Origin of the sequence: Traorella massiliensis (assembly GCF_900104665.1) — a bacterium.
Classification (GTDB): Bacteria; Bacillota_I; Bacilli_A; order Erysipelotrichales; family Erysipelotrichaceae; genus Traorella; species Traorella massiliensis.
On record NZ_LT629963.1, the window covers coordinates 19,337 to 41,269 of the forward strand.

18 protein-coding genes are annotated in these 21,933 nt (G+C 36.8%); 15 read left to right on the forward strand and 3 right to left on the reverse strand.

Features of this window, described 5'->3' with window-relative positions; genetic code table 11:
• Positions 1-6: 6 nt before the first annotated feature.
• Together BQ5367_RS00110 and BQ5367_RS00115 are read left to right on the forward strand one after the other, a co-directional pair.
• Complete coding sequence (locus tag BQ5367_RS00110; RefSeq protein WP_071440570.1) at positions 7-1,074, forward strand: ABC transporter ATP-binding protein; 1,068 nt, start codon at positions 7-9, stop codon at positions 1,072-1,074.
• Positions 1,049-2,002, forward strand: a complete 954-nt coding sequence (locus BQ5367_RS00115) for an ATP-binding cassette domain-containing protein (RefSeq protein WP_071440571.1) — start codon at positions 1,049-1,051, stop codon at positions 2,000-2,002. Before BQ5367_RS00110 ends, BQ5367_RS00115 begins: the two co-directional genes overlap by 26 nt.
• Before the next feature lie 161 nt (positions 2,003-2,163).
• Here BQ5367_RS00115 and BQ5367_RS00120 read toward each other — a convergent pair whose 3' ends face one another.
• Entirely contained in the window at positions 2,164-3,501 is a 1,338-nt protein-coding gene (locus tag BQ5367_RS00120) for an ISL3 family transposase (RefSeq protein ID WP_071440572.1), read from the reverse strand.
• Positions 3,502-3,794: 293 nt separating this feature from the next.
• Here BQ5367_RS00120 and BQ5367_RS00125 point away from each other — a divergent pair, with 293 nt between their 5' ends.
• Both BQ5367_RS00125 and ptsP read left to right on the forward strand, forming a co-directional pair.
• Positions 3,795-4,094 (forward strand): MG284/MPN403 family protein, encoded by a 300-nt coding sequence (locus tag BQ5367_RS00125; protein ID WP_071440573.1) that lies wholly within the window; start codon positions 3,795-3,797, stop codon positions 4,092-4,094.
• 63 nt (positions 4,095-4,157) lie between these two features.
• Positions 4,158-5,864 carry a phosphoenolpyruvate--protein phosphotransferase gene (gene ptsP, locus BQ5367_RS00130; RefSeq protein WP_071440574.1) on the forward strand — a complete coding sequence of 569 codons (1,707 nt, stop codon included), beginning with the start codon at positions 4,158-4,160 and terminating at the stop codon, positions 5,862-5,864.
• A 43-nt stretch (positions 5,865-5,907) separates the two neighbouring features.
• Here ptsP and BQ5367_RS00135 read toward each other — a convergent pair whose 3' ends face one another.
• The gene (locus tag BQ5367_RS00135) at positions 5,908-6,927 is read right to left on the reverse strand and encodes a M42 family metallopeptidase (RefSeq protein WP_071440575.1); all 1,020 of its coding nucleotides are present in this window, start codon (positions 6,925-6,927) and stop codon (positions 5,908-5,910) included.
• A 1-nt stretch (position 6,928) separates the two neighbouring features.
• Positions 6,929-7,447 carry a bifunctional pyr operon transcriptional regulator/uracil phosphoribosyltransferase PyrR gene (gene pyrR, locus BQ5367_RS00140; RefSeq protein WP_071440576.1) on the reverse strand — a complete coding sequence of 173 codons (519 nt, stop codon included), beginning with the start codon at positions 7,445-7,447 and terminating at the stop codon, positions 6,929-6,931.
• Positions 7,448-7,610: 163 nt separating this feature from the next.
• On the opposite strand from pyrR, the gene BQ5367_RS00145 reads away from it, so the two are divergent.
• The 11 genes from BQ5367_RS00145 to BQ5367_RS00195 all read left to right on the forward strand — a co-directional run bounded on the left by BQ5367_RS00145 (position 7,611) and on the right by BQ5367_RS00195 (position 21,628).
• Positions 7,611-8,045: a MarR family winged helix-turn-helix transcriptional regulator gene (locus BQ5367_RS00145; protein ID WP_071440577.1), complete on the forward strand. Its 435-nt coding sequence runs from the start codon at positions 7,611-7,613 to the stop codon at positions 8,043-8,045.
• Entirely contained in the window at positions 8,038-9,771 is a 1,734-nt protein-coding gene (locus BQ5367_RS00150; RefSeq protein ID WP_071440578.1) for an ABC transporter ATP-binding protein, read from the forward strand. The genes BQ5367_RS00145 and BQ5367_RS00150 overlap by 8 nt, the downstream gene beginning before the upstream one ends.
• A complete protein-coding gene (locus BQ5367_RS00155; protein ID WP_071440579.1) occupies positions 9,768-11,630 on the forward strand; it encodes an ABC transporter ATP-binding protein in 1,863 nt (620 codons plus the stop codon). Before BQ5367_RS00150 ends, BQ5367_RS00155 begins: the two co-directional genes overlap by 4 nt.
• A 159-nt stretch (positions 11,631-11,789) precedes the next feature.
• A complete protein-coding gene (locus BQ5367_RS00160) occupies positions 11,790-13,298 on the forward strand; it encodes a YjjI family glycine radical enzyme (protein ID WP_071440580.1) in 1,509 nt (502 codons plus the stop codon).
• Positions 13,282-14,118 (forward strand): YjjW family glycine radical enzyme activase, encoded by an 837-nt coding sequence (locus BQ5367_RS00165; protein WP_071440581.1) that lies wholly within the window; start codon positions 13,282-13,284, stop codon positions 14,116-14,118. The genes BQ5367_RS00160 and BQ5367_RS00165 overlap by 17 nt, the downstream gene beginning before the upstream one ends.
• 133 nt (positions 14,119-14,251) lie before the next feature.
• Positions 14,252-15,106 carry an aldo/keto reductase gene (locus tag BQ5367_RS00170; protein ID WP_071440582.1) on the forward strand — a complete coding sequence of 285 codons (855 nt, stop codon included), beginning with the start codon at positions 14,252-14,254 and terminating at the stop codon, positions 15,104-15,106.
• A 199-nt stretch (positions 15,107-15,305) separates the two neighbouring features.
• A complete protein-coding gene (locus BQ5367_RS00175; protein ID WP_071440583.1) occupies positions 15,306-16,349 on the forward strand; it encodes a BMP family lipoprotein in 1,044 nt (347 codons plus the stop codon).
• A gap of 114 nt (positions 16,350-16,463) precedes the next feature.
• A complete protein-coding gene (locus BQ5367_RS00180) occupies positions 16,464-17,993 on the forward strand; it encodes an ABC transporter ATP-binding protein (RefSeq protein ID WP_071440584.1) in 1,530 nt (509 codons plus the stop codon).
• The gene (locus BQ5367_RS00185) at positions 17,990-19,102 is read left to right on the forward strand and encodes an ABC transporter permease (protein ID WP_071440585.1); all 1,113 of its coding nucleotides are present in this window, start codon (positions 17,990-17,992) and stop codon (positions 19,100-19,102) included. Before BQ5367_RS00180 ends, BQ5367_RS00185 begins: the two co-directional genes overlap by 4 nt.
• A complete protein-coding gene (locus BQ5367_RS00190) occupies positions 19,099-20,061 on the forward strand; it encodes an ABC transporter permease (RefSeq protein WP_235858708.1) in 963 nt (320 codons plus the stop codon). Before BQ5367_RS00185 ends, BQ5367_RS00190 begins: the two co-directional genes overlap by 4 nt.
• 253 nt (positions 20,062-20,314) lie before the next feature.
• Complete coding sequence (locus tag BQ5367_RS00195) at positions 20,315-21,628, forward strand: PTS sugar transporter subunit IIC (protein WP_071440586.1); 1,314 nt, start codon at positions 20,315-20,317, stop codon at positions 21,626-21,628.
• Positions 21,629-21,933: the final 305 nt, after the last annotated feature.

Here is a 21,933-nt window from a genome sequence, read left to right on the forward strand (position 1 = left end):
GTCTATATGAGTGAAAGAGATGTAATATTATCAGCTAAAGATGTTGAAGTACAGTTTCAGGTAAGAGGAAGAATTCTCACTGCTATCCGTGGAATTTCGTTAGATATATACGAGGGTGAAACGATTGCGATTGTAGGAGAATCAGGATCAGGAAAATCTGTATTTACTAAGACATTCACTGGTATGTTAGAAACAAATGGACAAATTTCAAATGGCTCTGTCATATTTGAAGGAAAAGATTTGACAAAATTAAAAAAAGATCAAGATTGGGAAGGAATTCGTGGTGCTAAGATTTCAACTGTTTTCCAAGACCCTATGACTTCTTTGAATCCTGTACGTACGATCGGATATCAGATTGCTGAAGTTATTATCAAACATCAAAAGAAATCAAAAGATGAAGCTAAAAAATTAGCAATCAAGCTTATGGAAGAAGTTGGTATTTCAGATGCCGCCAATCGTTATGATGAGTATCCTTTTCAATATTCTGGTGGAATGAGACAGCGTATTGTTATTGCAATTGCATTAGCATGTCATCCAAAAATTCTTATTTGTGATGAGCCGACAACTGCTCTGGATGTAACTATTCAAGCACAAATATTAAAATTGATCAAAGATCTTCAAAAGGAATATGGCTATACAACAGTTTATATCACACATGATTTAGGTGTTGTTGCGAATGTTGCAGATCGTGTTGCCGTCATGTATGCAGGACAAATTGTTGAAATTGGAAAGGCAGAAGAGGTGTTCTATACTCCAAAACACCCATATACATGGGCGTTGCTTTCTAGTTTACCGCAGTTAGGAATAAAAGGAGAGGATCTGTATGCTATAACAGGAACTCCACCTTCACTGTATGATAAAGTAGTTGGAGATGCTTTTGCTCCAAGAAATCCATATGCAATGCAGATCGATTTTGAAGAAGAACCACCAATGTTTAAAGTGAGTGATACTCATTATGCAAAAACATGGTTATTAGATCCACGTGCTCCAAAAGCAGAACCGCCGAAAGCAATTCAAAATCTGCATAAAAGATTGCTTAGCATAACAGATGAGAGAGGTGATTACCGTGGCTAATGAAAAAGAAGTAATTTTATCTGTAAAAGATCTTGAAGTTACATTTGGCTCCGGTAAAAAAACTTTTACAGCAGTTCAAGATGTAAACTTTGATGTATATAAGGGAGAAACATTTTCACTAGTTGGTGAAAGTGGTTCCGGCAAGACGACAATTGGTCGTGCAATTATGCGTATTAACCCTGCAACCAAAGGAGAAATTTATTTCAAGAATAAAAAAATTTCTGGTAAGATTTCAAAAGATTTGGATAAATGGGTTGTTCGTAATATTCAAATGGTTTTTCAGGATCCTGCAGCTTCGCTGAATGAACGAGCAACTGTTGATTACATTGTTTCTGAAGGAATCTATAATTTCCATCTTTATGAAAATGAAGAAGACCGTCAAAGAAAAGTAGTTAAAGCAATTACAGAGGTTGGATTGCTTGAAGAACATTTAACTCGTTATCCTCATGAGTTCTCTGGCGGTCAGAGACAGCGAATTGGTATTGCCCGTGCAATGATCATGGATCCAACACTTTTGATTGCTGATGAGCCAATTTCTGCGCTAGATGTATCTATTCGTGCACAGGTTCTTAATCTATTGAAGAAATTTCAAAAGGAAAAAGATTTAACAATCGTTTTTATTGCACATGACTTATCGGTTGTACGATTCATATCAGATCGAATTGCTGTTATTCATAAAGGCAGAATTGTTGAATTGGCTGAAACTGAAGAATTATTTAAGAACAGTCTTCATCCATATACAAAATCACTTTTATCAGCAGTACCAATGCCTGATCCGCAAATTGAAAAAAATAAGCAATTAATCGTATATGATCCTAGTCAGCATGACTATAGTGTTGATAAACCATCTTTCCAGGAAATTAAGCCAGGTCATTTCATCTGGGCAAATGAGAAAGAAATGGAAGAATATCGTAAAAAAATACGGTAATTTAAAATAGCGTGTGGGTAAGTGAAGTGCATCATTAAGATATGGTGTGTTTCATAAGGATGAAAAAGAAGAGATGACAGGTATGAAAGTGATTTTCATGGAACTGTCATCTCTTTTGTAATATGCCGAGATCTGTATATAAAAATTATAATATATGAAAATTATGTGTTTTGCTTCTTATGAGAAATTCTTGATCTTCCTTCACGTTTGTCGGAATGAAGCGTTTCTGTGATGGAATAGTATACTTTTGAATTCAGTGAGAAAATGACTCTTTTTCTGAAACGCACGAAATTGGAAATGCCTTTAGAAATGGCAATATAAGTCTGCAGCTGTCCGTTGATGTTTTCCGACAGGGCATTGCTGAGCTTACGGTCATCATAAGGATGCTGAAATGAGTTCAGTATCTCCTTTTTCCAGTTGGACATTGTTGTGATGAAACTGTCAAATTCGTGAATGCCGGAACTTAAAAAGGCTTCATAGATGGTGTCAAACCACTGCTCGCAGTTGTCGGGAGTTGCTTCTTTATTGAAATGAAGATACATTTCCTTCAAACGGAAACCAAGACAAAGGTTTTCACTGATGTTCAGAATCATTTCCTGAAGATCCCGTTTATTAAGTTTTCTTCCGAAGCGCTTGTTGTAAACAGGCTCGTTGTCAAGAAAGACATCTTTTTCGATAAGATCTTTCCAGGTTTTCAGAAGGTAATACGTGGTGCTGTCATACTCACACTGATTGAGAATGTTGAGACGGATACGTGAGAATCCTTCCATAAGATGCTTGACAACGTGAAACGGATCGACAGCGATGATACAGTTGGGAAGATATTTTTTACAGACTTCTTTATAAGGCAGCCACATATCGATTGTGACATAGCGAACCTGTTTTCTTTCATCAAGAGGGATACGTTCGAAATATCGTGATAGTTCGGATTTGGAGCGTGAAGGAAGGACGTCGATCAGAGACCGGTTCAGATTATCAACGAGGACAGCAAGATAGGAGGCATCTTTTCTTTTCGCCATTCTGGAATGGATTTCATCGATTCCCAGAGAAACAGGCAAGGAGATTCTTGGGATATTGATGAAGCTGTCAAAATAGAGCTGAACCTGCGTTACAGAAATATGGTTTGACTGGGCAATCATGAGATAAGTGTAATTGAGATTCTTAAGCTGTTTCATGACTCTGTCGAGAAGAAAGATGGAGTTTTTGAAAGTGGAAAAAGTAAAGGGATTTTTACCTGAAAAGGTTCTGCCGCAGTCATTGCAGAGATACCTGTTGTTTCTGAAGTAGACAGAGGTTTTTCTGTCTGTAAGAACAGGATGGTTGATCCTTTTAGGTTTCGTGTGTCCAAGACCCTGAACCGTTCCGCCACAATAAGGGCAGGACGGGAAAGTGGGAAAAAGGGTAATGTGGAACTGAGTTTCCGAGGGAAGAGATACTACTTTAAGATCCTCGACTTCATTTTCGTTGATATTGAGAAGATTTGTGATAAAATTAAACATGGCAAAGCCTCCTTTGTGTTTTATGAGATCTCGGCAAAGAAATCATAGCACAAAGGAGCTTTTTTATGAAACACACCAAAACTTAAAGTGATCTGAAACAGCCCACACCAAACTTTAATGATCGCCCACACCCACACGCTATTTTAAAGCGCCAAAAATACAATAAGCTCTCGAAAGAGAGCTTTTGTTTTCCCAAAAAAAAGGCATAATGGACAAATTTATAAACTTGACAAAAAAAAGATGGCTTTTTATGTCAAATTATGTCTAAATATAATTAGCGGGAGGGAAATAGTATGAATAATAATGAAGAAATCATGCTTTATATTGCGAAAATGTATAAAGAAATTAAGCAGGAAGTGGCAGAAGGAAGACGTAAAAAGCCAAATAATTATGTAATTGACAGTGGAGTTGAATTTGTCGAATATATTGATCGTTTATTAGAATTATTACCGCCTGAATATGAAAAAATCATTCGTAATGACTACTTAAATGAGAGAAATAAAAAATGGTGGCAGGAATATTTTAAGAAGAGTACTTATTATCGGAGAAAATCCGAAGCTGTCAAAGCATTTGTTGATTGCGTAACGCTTTAAATAGTGTTAAAATATCTTTGTAGAATTTTTCTTATTTTACATAATACCATAGGAGGATGATTTATGTTAAAAGGTATTGCTGCTTCTGCCGGTTATGCAATTGCAAGGGTTTACAAGCTTGAACAGCCGGTAGTAACGATTGAAAAGAAGGAAGGGGTTGAGCCGACCACTGAAATCGCAAAGTTTGATGCTGCGCTTTCTAAGACAAAGGCTGATATAGAGGCAATCAAGGCTCAGGCAGAAGGAAAACTTTCTGATGAAGAATTAGCTGTATTTGACGCTCATTTAATGATGGCCTCTGATCCTGAATTTGAAGGTCAAATCAAATCCATGATCGAAAATGATCATGTAAATGCAGAATATGCTGCTGATACAGTGGCTGCAAATACAGTGGCTATGTTTGAATCTATGGATAACGATTACTTCAGAGAAAGAGCGGCTGATGTTAAAGATGTTACCTTTAGATTAAAATGTAATTTGCTTGGAGTTTTAATTCCAAATCTTTCTTTGGTGGATGAGGATTCAATTATCGTTGCTCATGATTTGACTCCATCAGATACTGCTCAGCTGAATCAATATGCAAAAGGTTTTGCGACAGCTATTGGCGGCAGAACAAGTCATTCAGCAATTATGGCTCGTTCATTAGAGGTACCAGCAGTTGTAGGCTGTGCAGGTGTAATGGAAGCATGTCAACATGGTGATTTGATGATCTTGGATGCAGTAAATGGCGAAGTTATCGTTAACCCTGATGAAGCTACTATTAAAGAATATGAAGCCAAAGCACAAGCTTATAAGGAAGAAAAAGAAGCCTTGAAAGTTCTGCTTCATGCAGAAACGATCACAGTTGATGGACACCAGGTGGAACTTGCAGGAAATATTGGTACACCAAAAGATGTTGAAGGAGTTATCAACAATGGCGGTGAAGGTGTAGGTCTATACCGTACAGAATTCTTATATATGAATTCACAGGAATTCCCAACTGAAGATGAACAATTTGAAGCTTATAAGACTGTTCTAGAAGGAATGAATGGTAAAAAGGTTGTTGTTCGTACTTTAGATATCGGTGGCGATAAGAAACTTTCTTACTTCACGTTCCCTGAAGAAATGAACCCATTCCTTGGTTATCGTGCAATCCGTTTATGTTTAGATAGAAAAGATATTTTTAGAACACAGCTGAGAGCACTGATTCGTGCATCTAAATACGGTAAATTGTGCATCATGTTCCCAATGATCGCAACACTTGATGAATTTAGAGAAGCAAAGGGTGTTTTTGAAGAAGAAAAGGCTAAATTAATTGCTGAAGGCGTTGAAGTAAGTGATAGTATTGAAGTAGGAATGATGGTTGAAATTCCTGCTGCTGCAGTGAACGCTGACAATTTTGCTAAAGAAGCAGACTTCTTCTCTATTGGTACAAATGACTTAGTTCAGTACTCAATGGCAGCTGACCGTATGAGTGAAAAAGTATCTTACCTATATCAGCCATTAAATCCTTCATTGTTACGTCTGATCAAAATGACGATCGATGGAGCTCATAAAAATGGCCGCTGGGTAGGAATGTGTGGTGAAATGGCTGGAGATGCCATGGCTGCCCCAGTTCTTTTAGGACTAGGTCTTGATGAATTCTCAATGAGTGCAACTTCTATTCTTCCAGCTCGTAAAATGATTAATTCATTAAAGAAATCTGAAATGGAAGAAATGGCAAATAAAGCACTTACGTTAGCAACTTCTTCAGAAGTGACACAGCTTATCAAAGATACATTAAATAAATAGTTATTAAAGGTTTGGAATTTATGTTCCAAACCTTTTTTTTAGTTTATTGAAGATAAGCAAGGATCAGTTTGATGGCAGATTCAATTGCCTGCATATGTGTTCTTTCCATTCCATGACTGGCAGCGACTCCTGGTCCAATGAGAGCACCTTTGATGTTATTGCCTCCACCTAATGCAGCTCCTACATCACTGCCATAAAATGGATAGATATCAACAGCGAATTGACAGTTTTCTTTTTTCGCTAATTCAATCAGACGGCTTACCATATCATAGTCATAAGGTCCGCCTGAATCTTTAGCACAAATACTGACATCATATTCACTGCATGTAAGATCTGCACCGATACAACCCATATCACAAGCTAAAAGCTCAGAAATTTCAGGTAGGCTAGCTGCACCATGGCCTACTTCTTCATAAGTAGTAACGATGAAATAAGTGTCATGAGCAGGAGTGATCTTTTTTTCCTTGATCATATGCAGAATCTCAAAGAGAATGCATACACTGATTTTATCATCTAGGAAACGGCTTTTAATAAACCCGCTTTCTGTAATTGTTGTTTTTGGATCAATGGCAATGATATCGCCATTCATGATTCCTAGCTTTTCGACATCTTTCTTATTTTTAACGATTTCATCGATCTTAACGATCATCGTATCAGGATTACGTGGGGCAGTATTTGCTTCTTTAAAGACATGAACAGCAGGTGTTGACGAAAGAATCGTCCCTGTATAAGTTTTACCGCTACGAGTGATGATGCGACAATATTCACCATCTAGTGTTGGTAAAGAAGGTCCACCGATATTTGTGAAACGTAAGGTGCCATCCGCATTGATAGAACGTACCATTAATCCTAAAGTATCGGTGTGAGCACTAATCCCAACCTTATAATCATGGTCTTTGCCAGAAACCAGGATATGAAGATTGCCTTTCTGATTACGACTTGTTTTAAAGCCTAGATCATTTGCTTCTTTTTCCAAAAAATCAATGGCATGTTTCGTGAATCCGCTAGGGGAATCAATTGAAAACAGCTGATAAGCAAATTTTTTAAATCTTTCTTGATTCATATTACTTCCTTTCTATGACAACTCGATCTTGTCCGTCAATTTCTTTGATTTGAACTTTAATGTTTTCATTAAGTGAACTTGGGATATTTTTACCAACATAATCAGCACGTATCGGTAATTCACGATGTCCACGGTCTACCAGTACAGCTAACTGCACTTCTTTAGCACGTCCAAAATGCAATACTCCTTCAAGAGCAGCTCGAACCGTACGTCCTTTAAACAAGACATCATCTACTAATACGACTTTTTTGTCAGTAACTGAAAAAGTAATTTCAGGAAGAGGATGTTTGATATCTAAATCATCACGCCAGGCTTTTATATCTAACGGATAAACTTCAATTTTTGTTCCTTCAACTTTTTCAATAAAAGAGGCAATACGATTTGCAAGATATTCTCCTCTGGTCTTGATGCCAACTAAAACAAGATTATCCACACCTTTGTTTCTTTCAATGATTTCATGCGACATACGTGTCAAAGAACGACGCATTCCATCTTCATCTAAAATCATTTTTTCTTCCATAAAGACTCCTTTTCGACAGTGATATTATACTTCATCTACAAAAAAAAATTAATAGAAATTTGTGAAAAAACTTTATATTATTCACTCTTGACATATATAAGTAATAGATGTATCATTTATTAATCGATTAACATTTAATCGGTTAACTAATAGAAGGAGTGTTATGGAACCCAAAGAAATTGTAAAATCTATTACTATGTTTAATCGAATGCACCGTGGGCAAATTCGTAAAATTATGGAAAGCGAGGGCCTTTTTTATGGACAGCTGCCAATATTGGAAACTGTTCGAACAAAAGGGTGCTGTACTCAAAGGGAGATTGCTAATGCCTTGAATGTAACACCTCCTAGTGTTGCGACAAGTGTCAAACGGCTTGTGAAAAAAGGTTATCTGGCAAAAAAAACAGATGAAAAAGATCAGCGGATTACACTGATTACGATTACGGATAGCGGTAATTTAAAAACGCAGGCGTGTCGTGAAAAATTTGATAAGATGGATAAGAGGATATTTAAAGCATTGAGCGATCAAGAGTGTGAGGCTCTTGCACATATTCTTGATAAGCTAAATGAATCAATGAGAAAGGAGAATGAGGATGATTAAAGCATTAAAGCCATATTTAAAAGGCTATGGAAAGTATGCTCTGCTTTGTATGCTAGCTATGATTGTTGAAGCAGTACTGGAAATGATGCTACCGTTTTTGATGTCAAAAATCATCGATGTAGGCGTTGCTAACAGTGATCTAAGCTATGTATTAAAGATTGGCGGCACAATGCTCGGCATGGCATTGATTTCGCTAATAGCAGGTGCTATCGGTTCACGATACAGTTCGGTCGCTGGCATGGGGTTTGGAAGTCAATTGAGAAAGGCGCTGTTTGATAAGATTCAGACTTTTTCTTTTTCAAATATTGATCATTTTTCAACGGCTTCATTAGTAACCCGTTCCACCGCAGATGTCAACAACATTCAAAATATGTTCATGATGCTGAATCGTATGGCTATTCGAAGTCCGATCATGTTCATTACAGCGATGATACTGGCTACAAATATCAATGCAGAATTAGTAATGATCTTTTTAGTGGTCGTACCAATTCTGGGTATTGCTTTGTTTTTAATTGTAAAGTTAGCATTTCCAAGATTTGAAGCAATGTTAGAAAAGTATGATGGCTTAAATGCATCTACACAGGAAAACCTGACGGCGATTCGTGTAGTAAAAGCGTTTGTTCGCAGTGCTTATGAAAAGGCAAAATTTAAGCTAAGCAATGATGCTCTCATGGACGCGAGTATCAAAGCTGAAAAAATTATTATTTTCAATATGCCAGTGATGCAGCTTTCAACTTATACATGTGTTGTATTAATTCTTTGGTTCGGTGGGGAACTGGTTATGGAAGGAACGATGTTAACTGGTGAACTGATGAGTTTTATTACTTATATTAATCAGATCCTGATGTCAATGATGATGTTAAGTATGATTTTTGTTAACGTACTTATTTCTAGTGCTTCTTTAAAAAGAATTGTGGAAGTGTTAGAAGAAGATATCGATATCAAAGATGGGGAAGCTAGCAGTGCATTTCCAGTACAGAATGGAAGTATTGAATTTAAGGATGTTAGCTTTTCATATAAGAATGATCCAAATTCTCTGGTGCTTGAAAATATCAATGTCAAGATCAAAGCAGGTGAAACGATTGGAATTATTGGGGGAACTGGTTCCAGTAAGTCAACTTTCGTTCAGCTGATACCACGTCTGTACGATGTAACGGAGGGTAGTGTGCTGATTGATGGCAGAAATGTCAAAGATATTCAAGTGGAAACATTGAGAAATTCAGTCAGTATGGTCCTTCAGAAAAATGTACTTTTCAGTGGTACGATTTTAGAAAATCTACGTTGGGGCGATCAGGAAGCAACGAAAGAGCAGTGTATTGAAGCATGTAAGGTTGCAAATGCACATGACTTCATCATGGGATTTCCTGATGGTTATGACACATATATTGAACAAGGGGGCACCAATGTTTCAGGTGGTCAAAAACAGCGTCTATGTATCGCTAGAGCACTTCTGAAACATCCTAAGATATTAATTCTAGATGATTCAACGAGTGCCGTAGATACTGCAACTGATGCAAGCATTCGCAAAGAACTAAGAGAAAACCTGAAAGGCATGACAACAATTATCATTGCTCAGCGAATTTCTTCAGTACAGGATGCTGATCGTATCTTTGTTTTTGATGAAGGAAAAATAAATGATATTGGAACTCATGATGAGCTTCTTGGCAGAAATCCGATTTATCAGGAAGTTTATCGTTCTCAGATGAAAGGAGTGGTGAGCGAATGAGTAAGAAACCATATAATCCATTCCAGACACTCATGCGTGTTATGTCATATATGGCCAAAAATAAACTGCAGCTTTTCTTAGTCATCTTCCTGGTTCTTCTTTGCAGTGGTGCACAAGTCGCCGGAAACTACTACTTAAAACCAATTATTAATGACTATATCGCACCAATGATCGGTGTAGCAAAAGAAAATCGTGTTTATGATGGTCTTATCTTCATTCTTACCCAATTGGTCATCATCTATATTGTCGGAGTGCTTTCAGGATATGCTTATAAATATATCATGATGAATCTATCAAATCGGGCATTGAATGAAATGCGTAAAGATCTTTTCAATAAAATGCAGGATTTGCCAATTAAATATTATGATACTCATCAGCATGGTGATATCATGTCATGTTATACCAATGATATTGATACGATACGTGAAGCAATGAGCGAAGGATTTACAGCAGTTGTTTCAAGTGTTGTCAGCATTGTTGGAAACTTTACGATGATGCTGATGTTATCACCTTTCCTAACACTATTTATCATAGCCATGTCATGTTTAATGGTATTGATCGTCAAGAAATTTGGATCACTCAGTAGCAGATACTTTAAGAAACAGCAGAAAAGCATGGGACGTGTAAATGGGTATGTAGAAGAAATGTTTGAAGGCGTTAAGGTCGTTAAAGTGTTCAATCACGAAGAAAAAGTATGTGAAGAATTTGAACAGTTAAATAATGAATTACGTGATGCGGCAATCGAAGCAAACACCTATGCATCGATCATCATGCCAATTATGGGAAACCTTTCTTATGTAACTTATGCACTAATCGCATCTTTAGGTGCTTTCCAGGTAATCAATGGAATGTTGGATATTGGTTCATTAGCAAGTTTCTTACAGTATACACGAAGCTTCTCAATGCCGATTACAAACCTTTCACAACAGTTTAATGCTATTTTCAGAGCATTAGCCGGTGCAGAACGTATCTTTGCTTTAATTGATGAAAAGAGTGAAGTGAATGATGGAAAAGTGACGCTTGTAAATGTAAAAGAAGAAAATGGGGTGCTTACTGAATGTGAAGAAAGAACTGGACATTGGGCATGGAAGCATCCACATGGAGATACTTTTGAACTTGTTCCATTACAGGGAGATGTTCGTTTCAATGATGTTGTATTTGGATATGAAGAAAACAAGGTCATTTTGAAACATATCAATCTATTTGCGAAACCAGGTCAGAAAATTGCTTTTGTTGGTAGTACTGGTGCTGGCAAGACAACGATAACCAATTTGATCAATCGCTTCTATGATGTCAGTCATGGTCAGATTACTTATGATGGCATTGATATCAAGCTGATCAGAAAAGAAGATTTACGAAGATCCCTAGCAATGGTGCTGCAAGATACGCACTTATTTACGACAACGGTCAGAGAAAATATTCGTTATGGAAAATTAGATGCTACAGATGAAGAGGTCGTGGCTGCTGCCAAACTGGCAAATGCAGATACTTTTATCAGACATCTGCCTCAGGGCTATGATACGATCATCAGTGGTGATGGTGCAAACTTATCACAAGGTCAGCGTCAGCTTTTAGCGATTGCACGTGCTGCTATTGCTGATCCTCCAGTACTGATCCTTGATGAAGCAACTTCAAGTATCGATACACGCACCGAAGCATTGATTCAGGATGGTATGGATCGTTTGATGCAGGGCAGAACAGTCTTTGTTATTGCTCACAGGCTTTCAACGGTACGAAACTCAAATGCGATCTTAGTATTGGAACATGGAGAAATTATTGAACGTGGTAATCATGAAGAGTTATTAGCACAAAAAGGAAAATATTACGAATTGTGCACGGGTATTTCAGAGTTATCGTAATTAGAATAAATCTAGAAGCAGCAAACACTGCTTCTTTTTAATAAAAAGAAACTAAAAGAATAAGAATCATTCCTAAAAAGAATAATCTTTTAAAGAAAATATGTCTTTATAATGGAATTTATTTAAAAAATCAGATATACTTATCATGGAGGTGCTTTTATGGAAGAAGTATTAAAAATTGTACAAGATGAAACATTAACTTATCATCAACAGCTTTTGGCTCTAGCACGTCTTGCTGAGAACTTTGATCATACGATCAAGCTGTCAGATGAACTGGTAAAAGCGAAAGAAGAAGGCATTATTTGTGATTTGGGAGAAGGTAATTTACCTTATCGCCCTCGTTATATCATTCCAGATTATCAAAAATTTATCAATGAGGGAAGTTCTTTTCTTCAGTTAGAACCGCCACATGATTTATGGGAAGCTTGCAATAATTTGCTGATCATGTATCGTCATGTTCCCTCTATTACTTCATTTCCGGTTTTCTTAGGTGAATTAGATAATCTTTTAGAACCTTTTACATTAAAACTTTCAAAAGAAGAAGCGAAAAAATGTTTAAGATTATTCCTTTTAAATATTGATCGTACGTTGACAGACTCTTTTGTTCATGCTGATATTGGACCAAAGGATACTGTTACTGGAAGATTGATATTAGAATTGACAGAAGAAATGCAATTAGCGATTCCTAATCTGACTTTAAAATATGATCCGGAATTGACAAGTGACGATTTTGCGCAAAGATGTGCAATATGTATGATGAAAACAGCAAAACCATCTTTTGCAAATCATCGTATGTTTGTCAGTGAATGGGGTGAAGATTATGCAATCGCTAGCTGCTATAATGGACTTCGTATAGCTGGCGGAGGCTATACGCTTGCACGCTTGCGTTTATATGAAATGAGTCTTAAGGCAAATAGCACTGATGAATTTTTAAATAAGACGTTGCCTTATTATTGTGATTTAATGTGGAATATGATGAACGACCGTATTTGTTTCATCGTCGAAAAAAGTTCTTTCTTTAAAGCAAATTTCTTAGCCACTGAAGGTTTTGTAAAGCAAGAAAACTTTACAGGTATGTTTGGAATGGTAGGCCTAGCAGAATGTGTCAATCATCTTCTAGGTATCGATGATCCAAAGAAAGGCTTTGGAAACAATGAGGAAGCAGATCAGCTGGGTATAAAAATCGTGCAGAAAATTGAAGAATTTGTCAATTCAAAAGAAGCAAAATACTGCGAATCAACGAATAATCGCTATCGTTTGCATGCACAGGTAGGTCTTGATAGTGATGGCCGTGAGAATTCTCCGGGATGTCGCATTCCAATTGGCTGTGAACCAGAAATGTATCAACAGATTGCTCATTCAACGCTGTTCCATAAATATTTCCCAACAGGTATTGGCGATATCTTTAAGTATGAAGAAACATGGTTAAAGACACCGATGGCTTTAGTAGATATCATCAAGGGAGCTCTTGAAGCGGGTATGCGTTATTATTCAGGATACCTGGCAAACAATGATGTTGTCAGAGTAACGGGATATTTAGTAAAGAAGAGTGAACTTGAAAAACTGGATAAAAAGAAACAGTCTTTAAATAACGTAAGTGTATTTGGCAAAGGGGCTAGAGATTTTTCAAATGCACTAGATCGAAGGGTACATGAAAGCACCCGTTAATAAGATCATTCCTTTTTCGAATGTAGACGGACCTGGTAATCGTACAAGCATCTTTTTTCAAGGATGTTCCTTTAAGTGCTGGTATTGTCACAATCCAGAAACGATTCATCGCTGCAATCATTGTGGAGACTGTGTAGCCGGCTGTCCTGTACATGCATTAAGCATCGTTGATGGAAAAGTAGTATGGGATAAGCAGAAATGTGTTCAATGCGACTTATGCATTCATACTTGTAAGATGATGGCCTCACCAAAAATTGAAGAATTAGAGGTAGAAGAACTGATTGCAAGGATCTTGCCAATGAAGCCGTTTATCCGTGGCATTACGGTAAGTGGCGGTGAGTGTATGCTTCATGCGAAATATCTTGAAGAACTATTTAGGGAAGTAAAGAATCTGGGACTTACCTGTTTGATTGATTCCAATGGTTCTATCGACTTTTCTCGCTATACTTCTCTAATGGAGCTTTGTGACGGTGTGATGCTGGATGTAAAGGCTTATGACCCTGAATTTCATTTAGCACTATGCGATCATTCCAATGACCGTGTCATAAAGAATTTACATTATTTATTAGAAACGAATAAATTACAGGAAGTAAGGACCGTAATTTTGCCAAAGTATCCACAAGAAAATTTGGATACGGTTAGTCATGTTGCACAAATTATCCAAGATCGCTGTGATTATAAACTGCTACGCTATCGCCCGTTTGGTGTACGTGAAGATGCACTTGATAAAATGGGACGTGAGATTGCAGATGAAGAAGAATGCGAGATTTTAAAGAAAAAGGCGATTGAATTAGGAGCCATTCATACCATAATTATATAAAGATGGAGATCGATCCATCTTTTTTCTTATCAATAACTTAAAGGTATATACTGTATAACTAAAAGAAACTTCTTGATAATTATGATTCAGGGTATAATACGATCGTAAAGATAAGAAGTAGGAGGAAATGCAGATGAGCGAACAAATGTTTTTAAAATTAAATAATGGTATAGAGATGCCAATGGCGGGCATTGGTACTTTTCTTTTAAGCCCTGATGAAGCAGAAGCTTCAGTTATAAGTGCTTTAAAAAATGGTTATCGTCTTATTGATACGGCAAATGCTTATGTTAATGAAAAAGCTGTAGGCAGAGGAATCAAGAAATCAGGTATTGATCGAAAAGATATCTTCTTGGAAACAAAATTATGGCCTTCTTTCTATGAACAAGAAGATGCGGTAGAAAAAACATTAGAGAGGTTAGATACTGATTACATTGATCTTTTGTTGATTCATCAGCCAGCTGGTAACTATATCGCCGGTTATCGCTTGATGGAGAAAGCCTATAAGGAAGGTAAGGTAAGAGCGATCGGTCTTTCTAACTTCAATAAGGAGCAGATTCAGGAAATCTTAGATATTTGTGAAATAAAACCTGCTGTCTTACAAACAGAAGTACATCCATATTCTCAGGAAAAAGAATTAAAGGAATTCTTGTCAAAAGAAGGGATTGCACTTCAGGCCTGGTATCCGCTTGGACATGGGGATAAGACTTTGATTCAGGAATCCTTATTTACACAATTGGCTGAAAAATATCATAAGAGTAATGCTCAGATCATTCTTCGCTGGCATTTGCAGGATGGAAATATCGTCATTCCAGGATCTAAAAACCCTGATCATATTCGTGATAACTTTGATTTGTTTGATTTTGAATTAACTGACGATGAAATGACAAGTATTGCACATCTTAATAAGGATAAACGTTATTATACAAGTACACCTGAACTTTTAAAGAGCTATGCAGAAATGGTACCGCCAGTAGATCAGCAAAAATAAAAAATTGAGTCTTCTACAAAGAAGGCTCTTTTTAGTGAAAGATATGCAAATTAACTGATTTATAAATCATTTGTTACAGAAAATTAAAGTAAGAAAAAATATATCTTTAAAAACAATGTAAACGCTTTGATATTCATTGACAAAGAGTCTAAAAAAGGTTATTATTCAATTAGAAAGGAAACTTTTATAGGAGGATCAAATGAAAAAAATATTAAAAGTTGCTTTAGCTGCTATGATGACTGTAGGGCTTGCTGCATGTAGTGGCACCACTGATGATACTGCCAGTGTAACTTATGGTTTTGTAACCGATACTGGAGGTATTAATGACCGTTCATTCAATCAAACGAGCTGGGAAGGTCTGAAAAGATATTGTGAAGAAGCCGGTTTGGTTGAAAATCAGGACTATTCATATGTTATTTCTGAAAAGGAATCAGATTATGTTCCTAATTTAACAGGTTTTGCAGGTCAAAGAGATCTGATCGTTGCTGCCGGTTATCTATTTGAAGGCGCCATTGCAGAAACTGCAGATCAGTATCCAGAACAGAAAATGCTGATCATTGACGTTGAATCATTAGACGTTGACAAATATACAAATGTTCAGCAGGCTGTATTTAACGAACATGAAGGTTCTTATCTGGTAGGTGTTGCTGCTGCTAAGATGGCTGAAAAAGCTGGTAAAGACACTGTAGGCTTTATCATCGGTATGGAATCTGAAACGATGAATAAATTCTGGGCTGGATATCAGCAAGGTGTTTACTCAGTAAATCCTAATATGACAATATTATATGATAATGTTAATGACTTCTCTTCTCAGGAAAAAGGTAAAGCTGCTGCTTCTAAACAGTATGATGCTGGTGCGTATGTAATTTATCACGCTGCAGGTGGAAGCGGTATGGGTGCTATTTCAGAAGCTGCTGCACGTAGAGAAGCTGGTGAAGATGTTTGGGTTATCGGTGTAGATACTGACCAGTATGAATATGGTAAATATGGTGATGGAACTCAGTCAGCTGTATTGACTTCAATGTTAAAACGTGTTGATACTGCTGCTTACAACGCCGCTAAGGCTGTTGCTGAAGGTACATTCGAAGGTGGTATCGTTCGCTATTCACTGGCTGATGGCGGTGTAGGTATTCCTGATGAAAATCCAAATATGCCGGATGATGTTCGTGAAGCTGTTGATGAAGCTTACAATGCAATTAAAGATGGAACTGTTACTGTAAGCGAAACTTACGTAAAAGAGTAATAAAGCCGGTTAAACATAAAAGTGGAGCTGCTTCCGGCTCCGCTTTTGTTATTTTTTCTAGTATTAGAAATATTTCAATGATATAATTATGAAAAAGAAGAGGAGGTCTTTGATGTGACATACGCTATTGAAATGCTCAATATAACAAAAGACTTTCCGGGTATTCGAGCTAATGACAATGTAACTTTAAGAGTGAAAGAAAATACAGTGCATGCTCTACTTGGGGAAAATGGTGCCGGGAAATCAACGATTATGTCAATTTTATTTGGACTCTATCAGCCAACAAGTGGAATTATAAAGGTGAGGGGAAAAGAAGTTACGATTTCAAATCCAAATGTCGCAAATGATTTAGGAATTGGAATGGTACATCAGCATTTTAAACTCGTTGATTGTTTTACAGTGACTGAAAATATTATTTTGGGGAAAGAACCAACAAAAAATGGTATCGTTGATATAAAAAGCGCTGTAAAAAAAGTAAAAGAACTTAGTGAACTATATGGCTTGAATGTTGATCCAAATGCAAAAATTCGTGATATCACTGTAGGTATGCAGCAACGTGTCGAAATTTTGAAAATGTTGTATAGAAATGCAGATATTCTTATTTTTGATGAACCGACAGCGGTTTTAACACCACAGGAAATTCATGAACTGATGCATATTATGCGCAATCTTGTAAAAGAGGGAAAAACAATTCTCTTGATTACTCATAAACTTAAGGAAATCAAAGAGGCTGCGGATGAATGTACGGTTCTAAGAAAAGGTAAATATATTGGAACTGTTGATGTTAAAACAACGAGTGAACAGGAAATGGCAACGATGATGGTTGGCCGAGATGTTAGTTTTACTGTTGAAAAATCAGAAGCGCAGCCAAAAGAAAACATTCTAGAAATAAAAGACCTCAATGTTAAAGATTCAAAAGGTTTATATGCGGTAAAAAATTTCAGTTTGAATGTTCATGCTGGGGAGATTTTAGGACTAGCAGGTATTGATGGTAACGGACAGACAGAACTGGTTTATGCACTAACAGGATTGTGTAAAGCAGAAAGCGGACAGGTTTTATTAAAAGGCAAAGATATACTTAAATTGCCTATCAAAAAGAGATTGGATTCAGGAATGGCACATGTTCCAGAAGATCGTCATAAACATGGTTTGATTTTGGATTTTACATTAAAAGAAAATTTTGTAATTCACTGTTATAATAAACCACCTTTTTCTAAGCATGGTATCCTTCAGCCAAAGGTCATTGATGAATATGCTGATAAGCTTATTGAACAATTCGATGTAAGAAGCGGTCAAGGAAAAGATACGCCAGCTCGCAGTATGTCTGGAGGAAATCAGCAAAAAGCAATTATCGCTCGTGAAATTGATCGTTCATGTGATTTGTTGCTTGTTGTTCAGCCAACTCGTGGACTGGATGTTGGTGCTATTGAGTACATTCATAAAAGAATTGTCGAAGAAAGAGATAAGGGAAGAGCTATTTTATTAGTTTCGTTTGAACTTGATGAAATTATGAATCTCTCTGATCGTATTGCTGTTATACATGATGGAGAATTAAATGGTCTTGTATATCGGAAAGATACTGATGAAAATGAGTTGGGTCTCATGATGGCCGGATCCATTAAGAAAGTGGAGGCTGTAATATGAAAAAACATAGTCAATTAAAAATATCATTAGTTGCTGTTGGAGTTGGTTTTCTGTTTGCATTTTTAGTAGTTATTGTGGCAGGAAGAAATCCATTGAATCTGTTGGCAGCCATTATTAAAAGTATTAGTGGATTTAATATTTTACGACCAAATGAACCGGTTACTTTAGTAAATACCTTGAACTGGCTGAAGTACGCAGTTCCAATTACGCTAACAGGTCTTTCTGTTGGTTTTGCTTATCGAACAGGCTTGTTTAATATTGGTGGTGAAGGACAGATTTTAGTTGGTGGTACGGCTGCCGCAGCTGTAGGATTACTAGTTGATCTTCCACCAATTATTCATCCGATTGTTTGCTTAGTTGCAGGTGCATTAGCAGGTGCTGTTTGGGGAATGGTACCGGGGATCTTAAAAGCTTATCGTAAAATCAATGAAGTTGTTATATGTATCATGATGAATTATATTGGTTTATATGCTACTAGCTGGTTTACGAGAGCTTGTCTTCCTATCGATCCGGCAACAAATGCACGTACGATTGATTTGAAGGAAACGGCCGTATTGGGAAAGGTATTTGAAAATGTACCTTCATTATTCAATTGGGGATTTTTGGTTGCTATTATAGGAATAGTGGTTTTCTGGTTTATCATGGAAAAGACAACATTTGGATATAGTTTACGTGCAACAGGCTTCAATATGGAAGGAGCTCGTTTTGCTGGTATGAAAGTAGAAAAAAATGTTGCATTATCGATGATGATTTCTGGAGCTTTCTGTGGGCTGGCAGGTGCTGTCCTGATTCTTGGCGAATTTGGTTATGGTAGAATTCAGACAAGTTTTGATAATTTTGGATTTGATGGTATTTCTGTGGCCCTTGTAGGTGGATCTAATGCGATTGGTATTTTGCTTTCAGGTTTGCTTTTTGGATTATTGAAATCTGCAAGCAGTAATCTACAGATGATGAATATACCTAAAGAAGTTTCTGAATTAGCTCAGGCAGTAATTATTTATCTGATTGCAATTCAATATGTAGTTATTTTACTGCTGGATAAATTTCATGGTAAGAAAGATAAAAAATTAATTAGTGAAAATACAGAGAAGGGGGACGATCAGTTATGATGGAATTGATTTATCAAATGTTCCCATTGGCATTAATGATGGCAACACCTCTGATATTGGGCGCTTTGGGTGGCTTGTTTTCAGAAAGAGCGGGAATTGTTAATATTGCAATCGATGGTACAATGCAGGTAGGAGCATTTTTGGCCATGGTCTGTGTTTTGATTTTTGAAGCAAATGGCTGGCCATATGCAAAGTGGGTTGCCTTGCTTGTGGCATTTATTGGCGGAGCTATATTTATTAGTATTCATGCGATTGCTTCAATTCATTTTAAAGCGGATCAGACAGTATCTGGAACAGCGGTGAATGTACTTGCTGGTGGTCTAACGATTTATTTGTGTCAGATTATGTATAATGGCGCACGTTCAACAGATACGATTTCTGCAGCTCAGGGATTTGCAAAATTTAACATACCTTTCTTGAGTGATATACCGGTGATAGGCCGTTTGTTATTTACAAATGTTTATGCAACAACGTTATTAGCGTTTGCGCTGATCGTTGTTTCATGGTTTGTCATCTATAAAACACCGTTTGGACTGCGTCTAAGATCTTGTGGTGAATATCCACAGGCAAGTGCATCTATGGGAATTGATGTTGTAAAGATGAGATGGATCGCAGAATTGATATCTGGAGGGTTGAGTGGCCTTGCAGGAGCCGTTTTAGTTTTGACAACGGCAACATTCTATTATTCCGGTACAGTTCATGGATTGGGATTTGTCGCTGTTGCTACACTTATTTTCGGACAATGGAGTCCTTGGGGTGTTTTAGGAGCAGGTGTTTTCTTTGGATTTGCTCAAGTGCTGGGACTTTATTCATCTTCGATTCCTCTTTTGGAGAATCTTCCTTCTGAATTTTTCTCGATGTTTCCTTACGTCATAACGATCGTTGCTTTAGTACTATTTAGTGGGCGCTCTATGGCTCCGAAAGCAAGTGGCGAAATTTACGATGCAGGAAAAAGATAAACGATTAAAAACGACTAAAATCAGGGTAAAACCTGATTTTTTTATATTAAAGATCATTAAATTACAATTAAAATCATACATCATGCTTAAAATTATTCTAATTTCTGAGAGTGATTTTTATTTTGTATAAAAGATGGCTTTGATAACATTCATGTGATGAATATATAAGGTATAATGAATATATAAGACTTGCATGAAGGAGGTATGTTTAAGAAACAAAGAGCATATATTGAAAGAGAAAAGGAGATAAATTATGAATGGTTTAATCAAATTGATTGAAGACAAATTTGTACCTATTGCTGCCAAAATCGGTTCACAAAAGCATCTGAGCGCAATCAGAGATGCATTTGCCTCACTGATGCCACTAATTATGGCAGGAGCAATTGCTGTTTTACTGAATAATGTATTTTTTGTTCCATGGGGCCTTCTTGCTAATTTTATAGGGGCTGAAAGCAGCTTTATCGTATGGGCAAATATGTATATTGCTCCTATCTTCTCAGCTATTGACGCAGGTTCATTAAGTATTATGGCTTTAGGTTTATGTTTCTCTTTGGGATATAAACGTGCTGAATATGAAGGTAAAGATGCTCTTTCTACAGCATTAGTTACAGTAGGCTGCTTTATCGTATGTGGAGCTCTGGTGCGTAACAATGAACTAGTAGCCAGCTATGTGACTCACTATTTAGGTGCTCAAGGCTTATTTATAGGTCTGATCATTGGCTTGACAGCTCCGGAAATCTACATGTGGGCTGTTGATCAGGGATGGGTCATTCATCTTCCGGAATCAGTACCACCAGCAGTCAGTAAAGCATTCGCAGGTATTATTCCAGGACTATTAACTTTCTTTATTTGGGGACTTGTTTATTATATGTTTACACAGTTTACTGGATTAAATGTCTTTGCATGGTTTGAAGTAAATATTCAAACAGCTTTAATGAAGTTAAGTCAAAATATTTGGTCAATTTTATTGATTTCTACACTTATTCCGTTTCTATGGTTTTTTGGTCTTCATGGTGCCAATCTTTTAGAAGCTGTCATGGCGCCGGTATATGGAACATTGGGACTGATGAATATTCAAAACTTTGCGGAAGGAATTACGAAAGTAGGTATGGGAGCTAATGAGCTTTCACCCTGGGTACGTGGGTCATGGGATGCTTATGTATTTCTTGGCGGATCGGGCGCAACTTTAGCGTTAGTAGCAGCTATTCTGCTTGTATCAAAAGCTGCAGAAGATCGTGAAGTTGCCAAGTATGGTATAGGGTGTGGAATTTTTCAGATCAATGAGCCTGTACTTTTTGGACTTCCAGTTGTTTTAAATCCAATTTATTTGATTCCTTTTGTTTTATCTCAGCCAATTATGACATTGATTGGTTATTACGCAACAGTTTGGGGAATTGCAGGGCCAATCGTAAATACGGTCCCTTGGACAACACCTCCGGTAATTGCAGCTTTCTTGGCAACTAATGGCTCATTTGGGGCTGCCTTGACAGCTCTAATCTGTTTAGCAGCAGCATTTATTATTTATTTACCATTTGTAATAGCAGCAAATCGGGCAGCGAAGAAATAAATATAAGCGGGCCTATGAAAATAGACCTGCTTTTTTATATATTAGGAAATTTCATTTTTGATTAATAGAAAGATGATGAAAGAAAATAAAAAAAGTTAAGTGTGATTTATGTTATGATAATATATATCATCAATTTGAAATTATAGTATCATTATAGTTATTAATATGATATAATATCTGTACAAAACATCTCATTTCTGTCAAGGAGGCATCATGAAAGTCTTTTCTCTTTCCAACCGTTTCTATTACCGCGAATTCCCTGATCTGAAGAACACCGTTCTTCATGATCTTGCTGTCTATAACCG

Excerpts from the sequence above, each read along its gene's own strand:
- BQ5367_RS00185 (WP_071440585.1), top strand. The coding sequence starts at position 17,990 with ATGAAAAAACATAGTCAATTAAAAATATCATTAGTTGCTGTTGGAGTT.
- BQ5367_RS00160 (WP_071440580.1), top strand. The coding sequence starts at position 11,790 with ATGGAAGAAGTATTAAAAATTGTACAAGATGAAACATTAACTTATCAT.
- BQ5367_RS00135 (WP_071440575.1), bottom strand. The coding sequence starts at position 6,927 with ATGAATCAAGAAAGATTTAAAAAATTTGCTTATCAGCTGTTTTCAATT.
- BQ5367_RS00195 (WP_071440586.1), top strand. The coding sequence starts at position 20,315 with ATGAATGGTTTAATCAAATTGATTGAAGACAAATTTGTACCTATTGCT.
- BQ5367_RS00125 (WP_071440573.1), top strand. The coding sequence starts at position 3,795 with ATGAATAATAATGAAGAAATCATGCTTTATATTGCGAAAATGTATAAA.
- BQ5367_RS00155 (WP_071440579.1), top strand. The coding sequence starts at position 9,768 with ATGAGTAAGAAACCATATAATCCATTCCAGACACTCATGCGTGTTATG.
- BQ5367_RS00150 (WP_071440578.1), top strand. The coding sequence starts at position 8,038 with ATGATTAAAGCATTAAAGCCATATTTAAAAGGCTATGGAAAGTATGCT.
- BQ5367_RS00170 (WP_071440582.1), top strand. The coding sequence starts at position 14,252 with ATGAGCGAACAAATGTTTTTAAAATTAAATAATGGTATAGAGATGCCA.
- BQ5367_RS00110 (WP_071440570.1), top strand. The coding sequence starts at position 7 with ATGAGTGAAAGAGATGTAATATTATCAGCTAAAGATGTTGAAGTACAG.
- BQ5367_RS00145 (WP_071440577.1), top strand. The coding sequence starts at position 7,611 with ATGGAACCCAAAGAAATTGTAAAATCTATTACTATGTTTAATCGAATG.
- ptsP (WP_071440574.1), top strand. The coding sequence starts at position 4,158 with ATGTTAAAAGGTATTGCTGCTTCTGCCGGTTATGCAATTGCAAGGGTT.
- pyrR (WP_071440576.1), bottom strand. The coding sequence starts at position 7,447 with ATGGAAGAAAAAATGATTTTAGATGAAGATGGAATGCGTCGTTCTTTG.
- BQ5367_RS00115 (WP_071440571.1), top strand. The coding sequence starts at position 1,049 with ATGAGAGAGGTGATTACCGTGGCTAATGAAAAAGAAGTAATTTTATCT.
- BQ5367_RS00190 (WP_235858708.1), top strand. The coding sequence starts at position 19,099 with ATGATGGAATTGATTTATCAAATGTTCCCATTGGCATTAATGATGGCA.
- BQ5367_RS00175 (WP_071440583.1), top strand. The coding sequence starts at position 15,306 with ATGAAAAAAATATTAAAAGTTGCTTTAGCTGCTATGATGACTGTAGGG.
- BQ5367_RS00165 (WP_071440581.1), top strand. The coding sequence starts at position 13,282 with ATGAAAGCACCCGTTAATAAGATCATTCCTTTTTCGAATGTAGACGGA.
- BQ5367_RS00120 (WP_071440572.1), bottom strand. The coding sequence starts at position 3,501 with ATGTTTAATTTTATCACAAATCTTCTCAATATCAACGAAAATGAAGTC.